Source organism: Kitasatospora sp. MMS16-BH015 (assembly GCF_002943525.1).
Taxonomy (GTDB): Bacteria; Actinomycetota; Actinomycetes; order Streptomycetales; family Streptomycetaceae; genus Kitasatospora.
This window is the reverse complement of sequence record NZ_CP025394.1, coordinates 2478649-2494446: the sequence shown is the minus strand read 5'-3', so window position 1 is coordinate 2494446 and position 15798 is coordinate 2478649. Positions and strand designations below refer to the sequence as shown.

Sequence of the window (15798 nt, the reverse complement as noted above, 5' to 3'; positions counted from 1 at the left end):
AGTAGTTGGAAGCTGAGGCGGGGTGCCCGGGTGGGTGCCCCGCCTCCGGCGTTCACTGCGGGGGAGTGGAGTCGGAGTCGGTGGGGGGCGGTGGAGTGGCGGACTTGCGGCGTCGGTTGAGGCTGAGCAGCAGGCCGCCGCCGATGCCGACCACCAGGCCGATGCCGATCAGCCAGATCGGGGAGAAGCCGCCGTTGTCGTCGGCCTCGGTGATGCCGGAGCCCGGGGCGCCGGTGCCGTCGGGGTTCTCGGCGAGGGCCGAAGCGGCGCTGCCGGGAACGGACTTGGGCTTGGGCCCGGCGTCGATCAGCAGTTGGAGGACGTTTGTGCCGCCGAAGTTGTACGGGTCCAGCCGGCTCGCCTCGGCGGTGAGCAGCACCAGTGCGGTGTTGGCGACGTCGGTGCCGGCCGGGCCCTTGGCGTACCAGGAGTAGGAGTTGCCCCCGAGCCAGTCGGCGGCGGAGGCCGCCTGGTGCGGGTGGCCGGACTGGATCAGGGCCAGGACGGCCCAGGCGGTGGCCGCGTAGTCCGGGGTGGGGTCGGCTGCGCTGTGCACCAAGTGCTGCCCGTTGGCGGCGAGTTGGGTGTTGAGCCAGGCGGCGGCGGATTCCCCGGAGTCGGCGTGGGGGACGGCCGGGTCGGTGGCGGTGGGGCAGGCGAGGGGCTTGGGGGCGGCGTCCACCCGGTTGGTGTTGGTGACCGGGAGCCTGCCGCCCGCCGCCGCGAGGGCTGCCTGGGCGGTGGCCTGAGTGGCCGGGATGGCCGGGGTTGCCGGGGTGGAAGCAGCGGTGGCGGTGGACTGGGTGAAGGCGCCGCGCTGGTCGGCGGGGGCCGCGCAGCCGAGTTGGAAGCCGGCCAGGCCGTCGTAGGCGCTCCTGCCGCCAGAGGCGGTGGTGGTGGCGGGGTCGAGGCCGGTGGCGAGGAGGGCGTTGATCGCGAGGGCGGTGGAGGTGGCGTCGCCGGGGAGGCCCGGGGTGCGGGCCCAGCTGCCGTCCGGGCGCTGGACGGACTTGAGCCAGTCGGTGCCCTTGGCGACGGCCTCCTGGTGGCCGCCGAGCTTGGCCAGGGCCTGGAGGGCCGCGGCGGTGGCGTTGCTGTCCTCGGCCTTGGGCTCGCAGGGGGCGCCAGGGTCGGCGCGGTAGGCCGTCCAGCCGCCGTCGGCGCACTGCTGCCCGGTCAGCCAGTCGACGGCCGAGTCGGCCGGGGTGACCTGCCCGGTGGCGAGGGCGGTGAGGGTGAGGGACTGGCGCCAGACGCCGTCCTGGGCCGGGTCGCCCTTGCCGTAGAGGGCAGTGGGGGTGGCAGCCGCGGCGGCGGGGGTGGCGGCCAGGGTGAGCAGGGCGGCTAGGAGGGCGGAGCCGCGCGAGAGGTGACGGGCGGGGTGCTGGGTGGGGCGGCGCATGGCGGTGGGGTACTGCCTCTCGGTACAGCGGGCCTGGGGGCGGGCCCTCCGTAGAGCTCGACGGTGCTGACGACTCTATCCGGCCGACCGCCGCCGACCCGGCGACCGGCCGTCGGGGGCACTGGCGCGGCGGGCCGCCGACGCACTAGAACTGGTACCAGTTTTTCGGACTCCCGAGTAACACCGGTGCGAGTAGGAGGAACGGCGATGGGTGGCGGCCAGGGGTCGGGCGAGGGGCAGCAGCCGGGCGGCGGGGTGGGGCAGCCGGGTGGCGGGGTGCTGGAGTACGACGAGCTGTTCATCGGTGGGGTGTACACCGCCCCCGCCGGGTCGGAGACCATCGAGGTGGTCTCGCCGCACACCGAGCGGGTGATCGGCCGGGTGCCGCACGCCTCCCGCGAGGACGTGGACCGCGCGGTGACGGCCGCCCGGCGGGCCTTCGACGAGGGCCCCTGGCCCCGGCTGAGCCTGGCCGAGCGGGCGGCGTTGGTGGGGCGGATCCGGGACGGGATCAAGGCCCGCGCCGAGGAGTTCGCCCGGCTGATCGGCGCGCAGAACGGTTCGCCGTACTCCTGGGGCATCCGGGCCCAGGCGCTGGGCGCCGCCGCGATCTGGACCGCGTATCTGAGGACGGCCGAGGGGCACCCCTTCGAGGAGCGGCGCCAGGGCCAGTTCGGCCTGCTGGTGGTGCGGCGCGAACCGGTCGGGGTGGTGGCGGCCGTGGCGCCGTGGAACGTGCCGCAGTTCGTGGCCGCGGCGAAGCTCGCCCCGGCGCTGCTGGCCGGCTGCACGGTGGTGCTCAAGCCCTCCCCGGAGACCCCGCTGGACTCCTACCTGCTGGCCGAGGTGGTCCGCGAGGCCGGCCTGCCCGAGGGCGTGCTCAGCATCCTGCCCGCCGACCGCGATGTGAGCGCTCACCTGGTCGCCCACCCCGGCGTGGACAAGGTCTCCTTCACCGGTTCGGTCGCCGCCGGGCAGCAGATCATGGCCTCCGCCGCCCGCACCCTCAAGCGCGTCACCCTGGAGCTCGGCGGCAAGTCCGCGGCGATCGTCCTGCCGGACGCCGACCTGGACACCGCGGTGAAGGGCCTGCTGGCCTCGGCGTTCATGAACAACGGTCAGGCCTGCGTCGCGCAGACCCGCGTGCTGCTGCCGCGCGAACGCTACGAGGAGATCGCCGACCGCCTCACCAGCGAGGTCGCGGCGTTCAAGGTCGGCGACCCGCTGGACCCGGCGACGGAGATCGGCCCGCTGGTGACGCGGCGCCAGCAGCAGCGCAGCCTCGACTACATCGCCCTCGGTGAGCGGGAGGGCGCCAAGCTGCTCACCGGCGGCGGACGCCCGGCCGGGCAGGCCACCGGCTGGTACGTGGAGCCGACGCTGTTCGGGGAGGTGGACAACGGCATGCGGATCGCCCAGGAGGAGATCTTCGGCCCGGTGGTCTGCCTGATCCCCTACGAGGGGGAGGCGGAAGCCGTCCGGCTGGCCAACGACTCGGTGTACGGCCTCTCCGGCAGCGTCTGGACGGCCGACCCGGACCGCGGCCTCGACCTGGCCCGCCGGGTCCGCACCGGCACCTTCTCCGTCAACACCTTCTCGATCGACTACCTCGGCCCGTTCGGCGGCTACAAGCAGTCGGGACTGGGGCGGGAGTTCGGCCCGGAGGGCCTGGACGAGTACCTCGAGTCGAAGACCATTTCGCTCCCACGGTAACCACCAGGGGCGCGGGGAACTGCGCGCCCGGCCAGTGAGCTCGCCTGAAGATCGCAGAGATGCCCGGTTGCACTGTCAACGGATAGTGCAAGTGGGCATCTGCGTAAGACGGGATCAGAGTGCAGGGTGGGCCGCGCCGTTCCCCGCGCCCCTGGTGGTTACCGAAGCATCAGAAGTTTCGCCGCCGTATGGAGATCGGCCCGGACCTCGGTCAGTGAGGAACGGCCCGAGAGCCACGCCAGCAGAGTCGCGTGCCAGGTGTGAGCGATCACGCGGAGCGCGGCCTGCTGGTCGGCGTCGGGGACGCCGCCGAGGCGGGCTGCGTCCAGGACGATGGCCGCGGTCAGGTGGCTGACCCGGTCGACCTCGGTGGAGACCGAGCGGTCGGCGAAGGAGAGGGCGCGGACCATCGCCTCGGCGAGGCGGGGCTCGCGCTGGAGGGCCTGGAAGGCGAGGGTGAGGGTCTCGGCGACCCTGGCGGCGGGGGTGTCGCCGGTGGGCGGGTGGCGGCGGACCTGGTCGAGCAGCTGTTGGAGCTGCTCCTGCATGACGGCCACCAGCAGGTGCACCTTGGAGGGGAAGTACCGGTAGAGGGTGCCGAGGGCCACCTCGGCACCCTCGGCGACCTCCCGCATCTGCACCGCCTCGTACCCGCCCCGGGCGGCCAGTGCGGTGGAGGCCCGCAGGATGCGGCGGCGGCGCTCGACCTGGCGCGGGGTGAGCTGGGGCCCGGGCGGGGTGACGGTGGTCAAGGGAGCTCCAGTCGGTGCGGGCCGGGGGTGCCGTGGAGGCGGTCAGCGTGGCGTGAATCACCAGCCCTGGCTCCGAACACGAAGCTACGGGCCGGTATCTTCGAGGTCTCTCGTCGTTCACCAGCCCGACGGCGACCTCTCCGCACCACCACTTGAAACGTGATCTACTTTACCGCTGCGCATCGGGCGCTGTGAGGTAGGGAATAGGGGCCCAGGATGACCGCGCTGCCGCCACCGCTGCGGATCGCCCTGCTCTCCTACCGGGGTGACCCGTTCTGCGGTGGGCAGGGTGTGTACGTGCGCCACCTCTCCCGCGAGCTGGCCCGCCTCGGTCACCACGTGGACGTGATCGGCTCCCAGCCCTTCCCGGTGCTCGACGAGGTCGAGGGCCCCGGCTCGGTCCGGCTGGTGGAGCTGCCCAGCCTCGACCTGTACCGCGCCGACGACCCGTTCCGCACCCCCGCCCTGGCCGAGTACCGGGGTCTGGTGGACGTGCTGGAGGTCGCCACGATGCGTACCGGCGGCTTCCCCGAGCCGCTCACCTTCTCGCTGCGGGCCCGCCAGTACCTGGCGGCGCACAAGGGCCGCTACGACGTGGTGCACGACAACCAGACCCTCGGCTACGGCCTGCTCGGCCTGGCCCGGCACGGCTTCCCGCTGGTCACCACGGTGCACCACCCGGTCACCGTGGACCGGCAGCTGGAGCTGGACGCGGCGCCCACCAAGCTCAAGCGGCTTAGCCTGCGCCGCTGGTACGGCTTCACCCGGATGCAGCAGCGGGTGGCCCGGCGGCTGGCGCACATCATCACCGTCTCGGGCAGCTCGAAGGCCGAGATCGCCGAGCACCTCGGCGCGGCGCCGGGCGCGATCTCGGTGGTGCCGATCGGCGCCGACACCCGGCTCTGGTCGCCCAGCGAGGAGGTCGCCGTGGTGCCGGGCCGGATCGTGGCCACCTCCAGCGCGGACGTCCCGCTCAAGGGCCTGGTCCACCTGGTCGAGGCGCTCGCCAAGGTCCGCACCGAGCGGGACGCGCACCTGGTCGTGGTCTGCAAGCAGAAGGCCGACGGGCCGGTGGCCGAGGCGGTGCGCCGGTTCGGCCTGGAGTCGGCGATCGAGTTCCGCAGCGGGCTGACCGACCAGGAGCTGGTGGACCTCTACCGCTCGGCCGAGGTGGCCTGCGTGCCCTCCCTGTACGAGGGCTTCTCGCTGCCCGCCGCCGAGGCGATGGCCACCGGCACGCCGCTGGTCGCCACCACCGGCGGGGCGATCCCCGAGGTGGCCGGCCCGGACGGCGAGACCTGCCTGGCGGTGCCGCCGGGCGACGCGGGCGCGCTGGCCGCCGCCCTCGGCCGCCTGCTGGACGACCCCGAGCTGCGGGCCGCCCTCGGCGCGGCCGGCCGCGAGCGGGTGCTGGCCGGCTTCACCTGGGAGCGGGCCGCCGAGCTGACCGTCGAGCGCTACCGCGCGGCCATCGCCACCGGGGTCGGGCAGCGGGCCCGATCCGGGGCCGGCTGGCGCTACGTCGCCTGACCCTCTGTTTCATCTGACGCATCGTCAACTGCCCCACCGCTACTGAGAATGGGAGCACACCAGTGCTGACCGTCGATTTCTCCCGCTTCCCGCTCGCCCCCGGCGACCGGGTGCTCGACCTCGGCTGCGGTGGCGGCAGGCACGCCTTCGAGTGTTACCGGCGCGGGGCCAATGTGGTGGCGCTGGACCAGAACGCCGAGGAGATCGCCGAGGTCCGCAAGTGGTTCGCGGCCATGGAGCAGGCCGGTGAGGCCCCGGCCGGCGCCTCGGCCGTGGCGATGGAGGGCAACGCGCTGGAGCTCCCGTTCGAGGACGAGAGCTTCGACAAGATCATCATCTCCGAGGTGATGGAGCACATCCCGGACGACAAGGGCGTGCTCGCCGAGATGGTCCGGGTGCTCAAGCCGGGCGGCGTGCTGGCCGTCACGGTGCCGCGCTGGCTGCCCGAGAAGATCTGCTGGGCGCTCTCCGACGAGTACCACGCCAACGAGGGCGGCCACATCCGGATCTACCGGGGCGACGAGCTGCTCGACAAGCTCCGCGAGGCCGGGCTCGACCCGTACGGCACCCACCACGCGCACGCGCTGCACTCGCCGTACTGGTGGATCAAGTGCGCGGTGGGCGTCGACAACGACAAGGCACTGCCGGTCCGCGCGTACCACCAGCTGCTGGTCTGGGACATCGTCGGCACCCCGGTGATCGGCAAGCTCACCCGGGCTGCCGAGAAGGCGCTCAACCCGGCGATCGGCAAGAGCTTCGTCGCGTACGCCACCAAGCCGAACCGGCCCGGCGCGTGACCGCCGCCGTCCCGGAGGTGCTGCTGCTCGACGGCGTGCTGGACGCCGAGCAGGCCGCCGCGACCGTGCGGAGCATCCTCGCCGACCAGCAGCCCGACGGCGCCATCCCGTGGTTCCGGGGCGGTCACCTCGACCCCTGGGACCACACCGAGGCCGCGATGGCCCTCGACACGGCCGGCGAACACGCCGCCGCCGAGGCCGCCTACCGCTGGCTGATCGCCTCCCAGAACGCCGACGGCTCCTGGTACGCCGGCTACACCGAGGGCGAGGTCAGCAACGCGTCCAAGGAGACCAACTTCTGCGCGTACATAGCGGTCGGCGCCTGGCACCACCACCTCAGCACCGGGGACGACGCCTTCCTGGAGCTGCTCTGGCCGGCCGTCCGGCGGGCGCTGGACTTCACCGTGGGCCTGCGGCTGCCCGGCGGGCCGATCGCCTGGCGCCTGGACGAGGACGGGACGGCGGTGCCGGAGGCACTGCTGACCGGCTCGTGCAGCATCCTGCACGCGCTGCGCTGTGGTCTGGCCATCGCCGACTACCTCGAAGAGCCCCAGCCCGACTGGGAGTTGGCGGCCGGCCGCCTGCGGCACGCGATCGCCCACCACCCCGAGCGGTTCCTCGACAAGGACCGCTACTCGATGGACTGGTACTACCCCGTCCTGGGCACCGCCTTGCGCGGGGCCGAGGCCGCCGCGCGGATCTCGGGCGAGTGGGAGCGGTTCGTGGTGCCGGAGTTGGGCGTGCGGTGCGTCAGTGACCGGCCGTGGGTGACGGGCGGTGAGAGCGCCGAACTCGCGCTCGCCCTCTGGGCGGTGGGGCAGTCCGACCGCGCCGTGGAGATCCTCCGCTGGATCCAGCACCTGCGGCACACCGACGGGTCGTACTGGACCGGGTACGTCTTCGAGGACGAGGCCATCTGGCCCGAGGAGCGCACCACTTGGACGGCGGGAGCACTGCTGCTCGCCGTGGCGGCGCTCGGGGGAGACCCGGCGACGGTGGCGGTCTTCGGCGGCGAGCAGTTGCCGGCGGGGCTCGTCGTCAACGACTGCTGCTGACTCTTCATCGGGCCGGTAGTTGCACTATCAGGGGCGCGGGGAACTGCGCGAGTACGGAAGAAGCGGTGCGAATCGCTTCCGCTGAGAGCCAGTTGCACCATCAAAGCGGCGCGGGGAACTACGCGGTCCTAAGACTCAAGGTCTGAGCCTTCCGGACTCGCGCAGTTCCCCGCGCCCCTATGTAGTGCAACGTCCCCTGGGGAGGATGGTTCAGCCTCGCTGGATACCTGAGACGTCCACCAGCAGGCCGTGGCTGCCGTCGGGGAGCTGGGCGACCAGTGCGGTGCCGCGCTGCTCGACCGCCAGGTACCAGGTGCCGGGGAGGAGTTCGCCGACCGGTGCGCCGGCCGGGTTGTCCTTGGGGGCGAGCTGGCGGGGGACCGGGACGGCGAACCAGAACGGGGCGAAGTCCACGGCGGGGGCGGCCGGGGCCGGGGTGGGCTCCGGGGCGGCGGGCTGCTGCGGGGGGAGGGCCTGGGTCGGCGGGGCCGGGTCGTGGGCCGCCTGGCCGGGGGCCGGGTAGCCGTAGCCGCCGGCCTGGGGCTGGGGCTGGCCGCCGAAGGCCGGGGGCTGCTGCTGGGCGCCGCCCTGGAAGCCGTAGTCGTACTGACCGGGCTGACCGGGCTGGGTGGTGCCGGGGCCCTGGTAGCCGAGCGGGGCGCCCTGGAAGCCCTGCGGGGCCGGGGCGGGCTTGTCGGAGAGCAGCGGGGCCTTCAGGGCGGGCACCAGCGGGCCGGCCGCGGCCGCACCGGCGAGCACCAGCAGGGCCAGCACCGCGAGCCAGGCGCCGAAGCCGTTGCTGACGGCGGAGCCGCCGCCGGCCAGCGAGGTCAGGCCGGACCAGAGCGCGGCCAGCGAGAGCGCGGTGCCCCACTGGTCGAGCCGCAGGCCGAGGATCTGGCGGCCGGTGGCCGCCTCGCCCTGCGAGCGGTGCAGCAGCACCAGCACGGCGGCGGCGATCCCGAGCAGGAAGACCGAGGGCAGTACGGGGAAGAGGTCCGTCGACCACGCGCTGGTCGAGTTGGTCCTGCACGTCTTCAGGACGCAGAAGCTGAAGGAACGGTACGGCAGGAAGGAGGCGATGAGCAGCAGGAGCGCCGCACCTGCGACGGCGGCGTCTCCCCTGGTGAGAGCGCGCAGATTCACGTACGTTCCCCTCGTTGGTCTGTCTTCGGTCGGTCCTGGACGGCGGTGCCGCCGGCTGGCTGCCGGAGGCATACGGGGCAAAAGCCTAGAGGTACGGCATTTGGCCCCGCACAGCGCCCTCCGCGATCACGGTCCCCGGCCCCTGCGGCGGGGCTCGGTCAGCCCGTCCCGCCGGGGGTGTCGGTGGTGGTCAGGAAGGCCGTCAGGGCATCGGCGATCCCCTGGGCGGCCTGCTGACGCCACTGGGGGTCCGTCATCCGCTGGGCATCGCCCGAGTTTCGCATGTTGCCGCACTCGATGAACACCTTCGGCACCTTCGACAGGTTGAGCCCGCCCAGATCGGCGCGGGTGTCGAGGCCCTGCTGGGCGATGTAGTCGGCGTAGGGCTCGCCGGTGGCGGCCTTGAAGTCCTGACGCAGCAGCAGGCCGAGCCGGCGGGAGGGGTCGACGATCGCGGAGGTGTCGGCCCGGCCCGCGACCACCTTGGCGGGCAGGATCACGTGGAAGCCGCTGCCGGAGGCGGGGGCGCCGTCGCCGTGCACGGAGATCGCGGCGTCGGCGTGGGCGTCGTTGCCGATCTTCGCCCGTTCGTCGATGCAGGGGCCCCAGGGGCGGTCGCCGTCCTGGGTGAAGACCACGGTGGCGCCGCGGGTCTGGAGGATGGCCCGGGCCCGGCGGGAGACGTCCAGGGTGTACTCGGCCTCGGAGTAGCCGGCGTTGGTCTCGGTGCCGGTGGTGTCGCACTCCTTCTGCTCGTTGCCGATGTCCACCTGGCGGTTGATCTCGGTGGTGTGCTTGCCGTTGCCGGTGTTGTGGCCGGCGTCGAGCAGCACCGTCCGGCCGGTCAGCGGGCCCCGGTTCGGGTCCGGGGCGGCGGGGGAGCCGCTGCCCGGTGCGGGCGGGGCGGCCGGGGTGCCCTGGGGCGGGGTGCCGGTCGGGGCCGCGGCGCCCGGGGCTGCGGTGCCGGTCGGGATGGTGGGCACCAGCTCGTCCTGGCTGGCCGGCGGGGCGTGCGCGGCGGTCGGCGCGGGGTGGTGGTCGCTGCCGGCCAGGGCCTGCCAGCTCAGCACCCCGGCGTAGCTCAGCGGCAGCGCGGCGCAGACCAGGACGGTCAGCCGGAAGGTGGTCGATCGTCCGGTGCGTGCGTTGCCGTTGGTGCCGTTCACGGGGTGGCTCAGATCCTGTCTTCGGTGCGTGCGGTCAGGCCCAGGCCGGTGGCCACCGGGTTCCACCGGGCCACGAACGCCTGCTTGGCCTGGGTGGCCTGCGGGTTCAGGTCGTTCGCCCGCTGGAGGTCGGCGGTGGCGGGGGCCTTGCCGTTGGTGCAGCCCTGCGCCTGGACGGTGCGTGCCCAGGCAGCATACGCACGGTCGATGTCGGCCGAGCGCTGCCAGGCGGTCTTGAGCAGCTGGGCGAGGTCGGCGCCGCCCGGCAGGTCGGTCAGGGTGAGCTTGTCCAGCGCGGCCGTCAGCTGCTCGCGCTGGCGCGCGGCGCCCTCGAACACCGGCACGGCGGAGGCCGCCGAGCCGCCGGTGCAGGAGCCCACCTGGGAGACGGCGCTGCCGATCGGGGCTTTCGCGCCCTCGTCCTGCGCGAGCAGGTCGTCCAGCGCCTTGCCCTGCGCGGCGGCGGCCGGGCCCATGCCCGGCACGGTGGCCGCGCTCGGGCTCGCGCTGCCGCTCGGCTGGTCGGTGGCCTGGTCGCTGCTGCTCGGCGGGGCGGCGTTGGTGGCGCTGCTGGGGGCGACCGGCGCGGCGCTCGGCTTGGGCTTCGGCGGGTCGCCACCCTGCAGGGCCCAGACCACACCCGTCCCGGCCAGCAGCACCAGGACGGCGGCCAGCGTCACCAGCAGCACCTTCCGGTTGCCGCGCGAGCTCTGCTGGGCGGCGCCCAGCTCCTCGTACTGGCCGTACTGGGCGTACTGGGCTGGTTGGCCGGCCTGCCCGGGCGGCCCGAAGAGCTGGAACTGGGCGCCCGTGGCGTTCGGGCCCGGCGGCTGCCCGAACGGTCCGCCGCCGGGTGGTGTGGGCTGGGGGAAGCCGCCGGGTGGCGTCGGCTGCGGGTAGCCGGGCGGCGGGAAGCCGTAGCCCGGGGCGGCGGGCGCGCCGGGCGCGGCGGGGGGCGGGAAGGCGTAGCCGGGGGCGGCAGGCGCTCCGCCGGGTGCTCCGCCGGGTGCTCCGCCGGGTGCTCCGGTGGGCGCTCCGGTCGGGGGGAAGCCGTAGCCCGTGCCGGTCGGCGGGGGCGGGGGAGTCGGTGGGCCCGGGTACGGCGCGCCGCCCGCGGGGGCGGGCGGGAACGGCGGCTGACCGGCCGGGGCCGGGGCGGCGAGCGGGAAGGAGTCGTCCGCTGCGGCGGGGGGCGGGAAGCCGGGGGCGGCGGTCGGCGGGCCCGCGGGCGGGGCCGGCGCGGCAGCCTGGACGTACGGGCGGGCGATCGGCGGGCCGCCCGGGCCCGGCGGCTGCTCGGCACCCGGTGGCGGCGGGGCCTGGCCGGGGCCGCGACGGACCCAGCCGCCCGCTCCGCCGCGCGCGGTCGGGTCCCAGACCGCCGGGGCGGTGCTGTCCTGGTCGCTCATGCCTGGCTCGCCCCCGCTGTCGTCTCGCGCCGCTCACGGCCGTACCGGTCCGGGTTGTTCGCCGACACCGTACCGGCCGGAGCCGGTGCACGGTACGGCGGCACCCGGACGAAGGTAGGGCATCCGCGATCACCGGCGCAGCCAATCCGCCGGGGCGCGCACCTCGGCGCCTCGGACCTCCCCGTGCCCGAACGGTCACCCGGGGTGTCCGCCCGGGCGCGTCCGGCCGCCCCCGCGAGCCGGTGGCGGTCGGGCGTTCATGCAGCTGACAGACCGTGCGGCGGTGTGCGAACGTGCTCGCCATGACTTCGGATCCGATCGCCCAGGCCCGCCGACTCGCCGAGCGCTTCCCGGAGGCGCTGGCCGTGCTGCTGGCCGGCTCGGTCGCCGCCGGGCGGGCCACCCCGAGCAGTGACCTCGACCTCGCGGTGCTCGTCCCGGACGGCTGGGAGACCTACCGGGAGACGGTCCGGTACGAGGGGCGGCTCGCCGAGCTGTTCGTCCACACCCGGGCCGGGCTCGGCGAGTTGTTCGCCGCCGACACCGCCTCCCGCCGGGGCGTGATGCAGAGCATGTACGCCGACGCGCTGGTGCTGCACGACCCGGACGGCCTCGCCGCCGAGGCCCGGGCCCGGGCGGTGGCCGAACTCGCGGCGGGCCCGGCCCCGCTCGGCGCGGCGGCGGTCGAGGCCCGGCGGTACGGGCTCACCGACCTGCTGGACGACCTCGCGGACGCCGCCGACCGGCGGGAGGCGCTGGCGGTCGGTGGAGCGGTGCTGGCGGCGGCCGCCGAGCTGCTCTGCGACCACCACCGGGCCTGGACCGGCACCGGCAAGTGGTTCCCGCGCCGCCTGCTCGCGGCCGACGCCGTGCTCGGCGCGGCCCTGCTGGACGGCCACCTGCGGCTCGCCGAACACGGCGAGCCCGCCGCCCTCGGGGCGGCGGCGGGCCGGGTGCTCGACCTGGTCGGCGGCCCGCTCTCGGCCGGGTACCGGCGCAGCTGGCAGGGCGCGCTCGTCCCGACGGTCGGCTGAACCGGGCGAGTCCGGCTCAGGCGGTGGTGTGCCGCAGCACGCGGAGGGAGCCCGTCACCGAGACCTCCTCGAAGCCCTCGGCGAGGGCGCGCAGGTAGACCCGGTAGGGGGCCTGGCCGCCGTCGGCCGGGTCGGGGAAGACGTCGTGGATGACCAGCAGGCCCGCCGGGTCGAGGTGCGGCACCCAGCTCTCGTAGTCGCCGGTGGCGTGCTCGTCGGTGTGGCCTCCGTCGATGAAGACCAGCGCCAGCCGGCCGCCCCAGACGGCGGCGATCTGCGGCGAACGCCCGACCAGGGCGATCACGTGCTCCTCCAGGCCGGCCCGGTGCAGGGTGCGGCGGAAGGAGGGGAGGGTGTCCATAAGGCCCACCTCCGGGTCGACCAGGCCCGGGTCGTGGTACTCCCAACCCGGCTGCTGCTCCTCGGAGCCCCGGTGGTGGTCCACGGTGAGCGCCACCTGCCCGGCGGCCCGCGCGGCATCGGCGAGCAGGATCGCCGAACGCCCGCAGTACGTGCCGATCTCCAGCACCGGCAGCCCCGTCCGCGCGGCCGCCTCGGCCGCTGCCGCGTACAGCGCCAGCCCCTCGTCGACCGGCATGAAGCCGGTGGCCGCCTCGAAGGCCGCGAGCACCTCGGACGTGGGGCGGAGGCTCTCCCGGAGCTCGGTCATGGCGGGCTGCTCCCTGCTGCTGGGCTGGTGGCCGGACGGCCGACGGCGCCGGTGGGCCCGGCTGCCCAGGACCCTACTGGACGGTAGCGCGGGCCGCTCGGCGCGGTGCCGACCGGTACCGCTCGACGGCCGTGGTGCGGTCGCTCAGCCGGCCACGCTGTTCGCGAAGCGGCGGCGGGCCGGGGCGAGTTCCTCCTCGACCCGGGCGCTCTCGGCGGTGCCGAGCACCACGGTGGCCTCCGCCGCCGCGACCGGGCGCAGGGCCAGCATCCGCATCCGCAGGTAGGTCGGCGGGTGGCTGACATCTACCGCGCCGAGCTCGCGGGCCGAGACCCGGAGCAGCCGCTCGCGCTCCAGTGGCGGTACGGCGGCCAGCTGGTCGGCGAGGGCCGTCCAGAGGTCGGCGCTCTGCTGCTGGGGGTGGGTGCCGGCCCGGTGGGCCTTGGCGGGGGTGTTCCGGAAGCGGGTGATCACCGTGCGGGCGCTGGTGTCCAGCAGCAGCGTCTCCAGCATGCCGAGCGCGGCCTCGGTGGAGGCGGTGGTGGCCGCCGAGGCGTCCGCGCGGTACTCGGCGGCCTGGCCGGAGCGGGTGGTGAGGCGGTCCAGCAGGGCGAGCACCAGCCGGGCCAGTTCGGCGAACAGGCCGAAGATCAGCTTGGTGGCCAGCTCGGCGATGTGGGCGATGCCCTGTTCGGGGCCCCAGGCCCGCCGACGGCCGAACCGGCGGGCCCGGCTGTGGTCGGGCCGCAGCAGGCCGATCCAGGCGCCCAGGGTGTCGAGCGCGGCGCCGAGCCAGAGGCCGCGGCGGGCGTCGCCGTTCACGGCATGGCCGAGCTCGTGCGCGAGCAGTGCGACCCGCTGCTGCGGGGTGAGCACGTGCCAGAGCGGCAGACCGATGCTGAGCACCGACCGGCGGCGCAGGCCGACCCGGCCGTAGCTCGCGTTGAACGCACCGGTGACCCGGATCGCGTGCACCGGTCGGGTGCCCAGCGCGGCGGCCACCCGGTCGGCCAGGCCGTGCAGCGCGGGGGCGTCCGCCCGGGAGAGCAGGGAGTTGTCCTTCACCAGTCGCCCGAGGCGCGGGCGCAGCGCGATGGTGACCAGGGCGGCCCCGATCAGGCCGAGCACCCGCAGCGGCAAGGGGCCCAGTGCCAGCGCGGTGAGGGAACCGGCGAACAGGCTCAGCGTGCTCAGGTGCACCAGTGTGGCGAGCAGGAGGGTGCCGAAGGCCGCGCCGCCGCCGCGGGCGCCGGGATCGGTGGCCAAGGCCCCGTACAGCTTCTCGACTCGGCTGCGGACGGCCGTGCGGCGGGACTGCTCCTTGCGCTCGGCGCGGGCCTGGCGGCGCTGTTCGCGCGGCGGGCGGTAGGGCTGGGCGGCGGCGGGGGAGAGGTTCCACTCGCAGGCGGGGCACCAGGAGGTGTGGTGGCCGGAGTCGGGGAGGGCCTCGGCACACTCGGGGCAGGGGCGGGCGTCGTGGAGCACGGGATCGGGCACGGGCGGGGATCCTGCCAGACCCTGCCCGTCCGGTGAAGGGCCGGGCGGGGTTTGCGGAGCAGTGCGGCGAATGCCCGGCGTGGTGGTGGTTCCGCCCGTTCCGGGCGGGGGAGGAGGGCCCACGCCGGGCGTCGCCCGCTTGCGCGAGGGGGCATGGCGCGGCGGGTGGTCCGGTGGGTATGGTCGGCTTTCTGAAACGTGTTCTACACCTGTTCTGCACCTGTTCCAGTGGACCCGGGAGTGACCATGCGCGCAGCGATCCTGTACGAGACCGGCCAGGAGAAGCTGGAGGTCCGGGAGGACGTCGAGACGGTGGGCTTCGGGCCCGGGCGGGTCCGGGTGCGGCTGCGGGCCACCAGTCTCTGCCACTCCGACCTCTCGGCGATGAGCGGGGTGCTGCCCCAGCCCGCGCCGTTCGTGCCGGGGCATGAGGGGGCGGGCGACGTGGTCGAGGTCGGCGAGGGGGTGACCGGGGTCGCGGTGGGTGACCGGGTGGTGCTCTGCTGGATGCCGCCCTGCGGCGGCTGCGCGCTCTGCCGCCGGGGCGACAGCCACCTCTGCGTGGCCAGCCTGCGGCGGCTCGGTGCGCCGGGCTTCGCCTTCGACGGGCGGACGGCCTCGGGCTTCTACGGCACCGGTACCTTCGCCGAGGAGGTGGTGGTCACGGCCGACAGCGTGATCCCGGTGCCTGCCGAACTCCCCTACGACCAGGCCGCGTTGATCGGCTGCGGGGTCACCACGGGGCTCGGTGCCGCCGTCACCACGGCCCGGGTCGAGCCGGGCTCCGCCGTCGCGGTGATCGGCGCGGGCGGGGTGGGCATCGCCGCCGTCCAGGGCGCCCGGATCTGCGGTGCGGGCCGGATCACCGTGGTCGACCCGGTCGCCTCCCGGCGGGAGCGGGCGCTGGCCTTCGGCGCCACCGAGGCGATCGCCCCCGAGGAGCTCAAGAGCGCGGCCAAGAGCCAGTCGGCGGGCGGCTACGACTACGTCTTCGAGGCCGTCGGCCGCTCCGCGACCGTCCGGGCCGGCTACGACGCGGCCCGCCGGGGCGGCGCCGTGGTGGTGATCGGCGCCGGTGCCCGGGAAGACCAAGTCTCCTTCAGCATGGGCGAGTTGTTCTTCAACGAGAAGCGCATCCTGCCCTCCTTCTACGGCGGCGGCGACGTCCGCCGCACCGCCGCCCTCGCCATCGACCTCTGGCGGGCCGGCCGGCTCGACCTGGCCGGGATGATCAGTCACCGCCTCCCGCTCGCCGAGGTCAACGAGGCGATCGCCCAGATGCGCAGCGGCGAGGCCCTGCGCACCGTGCTCACCCTCGACTGAGCTCGGCTGCGGGTGGTGGGGGCGGTCACAGCTGTCGGTAGACGTCCCGCCTGTTGCCGACCGCCAGTACCCACACCAGGAGTTGACCGTTCTCGACGGTGTAGACGACTCGGTAGTCCCCGACCCTGAGGCGCCAGCGCGCACTGTGGCCTTGGAGCGTCTTGATGTCGAGGTGCGTCGTATCGCCGCTGCTCAATCCCTGCTGCAGCTCGGCGAGGTGGCGCAGGATGCGTAGGGCGTCCGGGCGGGGGATCTTGAGGAGGTCGCGCTGGGCGTGCGGGGTGAAGCGGGTCGCGTAGCCCAT

At 74.7% G+C, this 15798-nt stretch carries 14 protein-coding genes; 6 read left to right on the top strand and 8 right to left on the bottom strand.

Going from position 1 to position 15798, the window contains the following annotated elements; genetic code table 11:
* Positions 1 to 52 precede the first annotated feature (52 nt).
* A complete protein-coding gene (locus tag CFP65_RS42065) occupies positions 53 to 1402 on the bottom strand; it encodes a prenyltransferase/squalene oxidase repeat-containing protein (RefSeq protein WP_104815895.1) in 1350 nt (449 codons plus the stop codon).
* A gap of 207 nt (positions 1403 to 1609) precedes the next feature.
* Between CFP65_RS42065 and CFP65_RS10755 the strand changes: the two genes are divergently transcribed.
* Complete coding sequence (locus CFP65_RS10755; protein ID WP_104815894.1) at positions 1610 to 3115, top strand: aldehyde dehydrogenase; 1506 nt, start codon at positions 1610 to 1612, stop codon at positions 3113 to 3115.
* A 158-nt stretch (positions 3116 to 3273) separates the two neighbouring features.
* Here the strand turns inward: CFP65_RS10755 and CFP65_RS10750 are convergent, their stop codons facing one another.
* Entirely contained in the window at positions 3274 to 3867 is a 594-nt protein-coding gene (locus CFP65_RS10750; protein WP_104815893.1) for a TetR family transcriptional regulator, read from the bottom strand.
* Positions 3868 to 4083: 216 nt separating this feature from the next.
* On the opposite strand from CFP65_RS10750, the gene CFP65_RS10745 reads away from it, so the two are divergent.
* From CFP65_RS10745 to CFP65_RS10735, 3 genes are all read left to right on the top strand, one after another.
* Complete coding sequence (locus tag CFP65_RS10745; protein ID WP_104815892.1) at positions 4084 to 5397, top strand: glycosyltransferase family 4 protein; 1314 nt, start codon at positions 4084 to 4086, stop codon at positions 5395 to 5397.
* A gap of 62 nt (positions 5398 to 5459) precedes the next feature.
* The gene (locus tag CFP65_RS10740; protein WP_104815891.1) at positions 5460 to 6194 is read left to right on the top strand and encodes a class I SAM-dependent methyltransferase; all 735 of its coding nucleotides are present in this window, start codon (positions 5460 to 5462) and stop codon (positions 6192 to 6194) included.
* Positions 6191 to 7249, top strand: a complete 1059-nt coding sequence (locus CFP65_RS10735; protein WP_254552329.1) for a prenyltransferase — start codon at positions 6191 to 6193, stop codon at positions 7247 to 7249. The genes CFP65_RS10740 and CFP65_RS10735 overlap by 4 nt, the downstream gene beginning before the upstream one ends.
* Before the next feature lie 210 nt (positions 7250 to 7459).
* Here CFP65_RS10735 and CFP65_RS10730 read toward each other — a convergent pair whose 3' ends face one another.
* From CFP65_RS10730 to CFP65_RS38845, 3 genes are all read right to left on the bottom strand, one after another.
* Positions 7460 to 8395 carry a hypothetical protein gene (locus CFP65_RS10730; RefSeq protein ID WP_104815890.1) on the bottom strand — a complete coding sequence of 312 codons (936 nt, stop codon included), beginning with the start codon at positions 8393 to 8395 and terminating at the stop codon, positions 7460 to 7462.
* 158 nt (positions 8396 to 8553) lie between these two features.
* Positions 8554 to 9561, bottom strand: coding sequence for an N-acetylmuramoyl-L-alanine amidase (locus CFP65_RS10725; protein ID WP_254552328.1), 1008 nt, complete (start codon positions 9559 to 9561; stop codon positions 8554 to 8556).
* Positions 9562 to 9569: 8 nt separating this feature from the next.
* A complete protein-coding gene (locus CFP65_RS38845) occupies positions 9570 to 10970 on the bottom strand; it encodes a hypothetical protein (protein ID WP_158702130.1) in 1401 nt (466 codons plus the stop codon).
* Between the two features lie 302 nt (positions 10971 to 11272).
* On the opposite strand from CFP65_RS38845, the gene CFP65_RS10710 reads away from it, so the two are divergent.
* On the top strand, positions 11273 to 12004 hold the full coding sequence (locus CFP65_RS10710; protein ID WP_104820773.1) for a nucleotidyltransferase domain-containing protein: 732 nt from the start codon (positions 11273 to 11275) through the stop codon (positions 12002 to 12004).
* Between the two features lie 16 nt (positions 12005 to 12020).
* Here the strand turns inward: CFP65_RS10710 and CFP65_RS10705 are convergent, their stop codons facing one another.
* On the bottom strand, positions 12021 to 12674 hold the full coding sequence (locus CFP65_RS10705; RefSeq protein ID WP_104815889.1) for a class I SAM-dependent methyltransferase: 654 nt from the start codon (positions 12672 to 12674) through the stop codon (positions 12021 to 12023).
* A gap of 144 nt (positions 12675 to 12818) precedes the next feature.
* Positions 12819 to 14171: a M48 family metallopeptidase gene (locus tag CFP65_RS42060; RefSeq protein ID WP_104815888.1), complete on the bottom strand. Its 1353-nt coding sequence runs from the start codon at positions 14169 to 14171 to the stop codon at positions 12819 to 12821.
* A 246-nt stretch (positions 14172 to 14417) separates the two neighbouring features.
* Here CFP65_RS42060 and CFP65_RS10695 point away from each other — a divergent pair, with 246 nt between their 5' ends.
* Positions 14418 to 15494: a Zn-dependent alcohol dehydrogenase gene (locus tag CFP65_RS10695; RefSeq protein WP_104815887.1), complete on the top strand. Its 1077-nt coding sequence runs from the start codon at positions 14418 to 14420 to the stop codon at positions 15492 to 15494.
* Between the two features lie 25 nt (positions 15495 to 15519).
* On the opposite strand, the gene CFP65_RS10690 is transcribed toward CFP65_RS10695, so the two are convergent.
* Positions 15520 to 15798, bottom strand: coding sequence for a type II toxin-antitoxin system RelE/ParE family toxin (locus CFP65_RS10690; protein WP_104815886.1), 279 nt, complete (start codon positions 15796 to 15798; stop codon positions 15520 to 15522).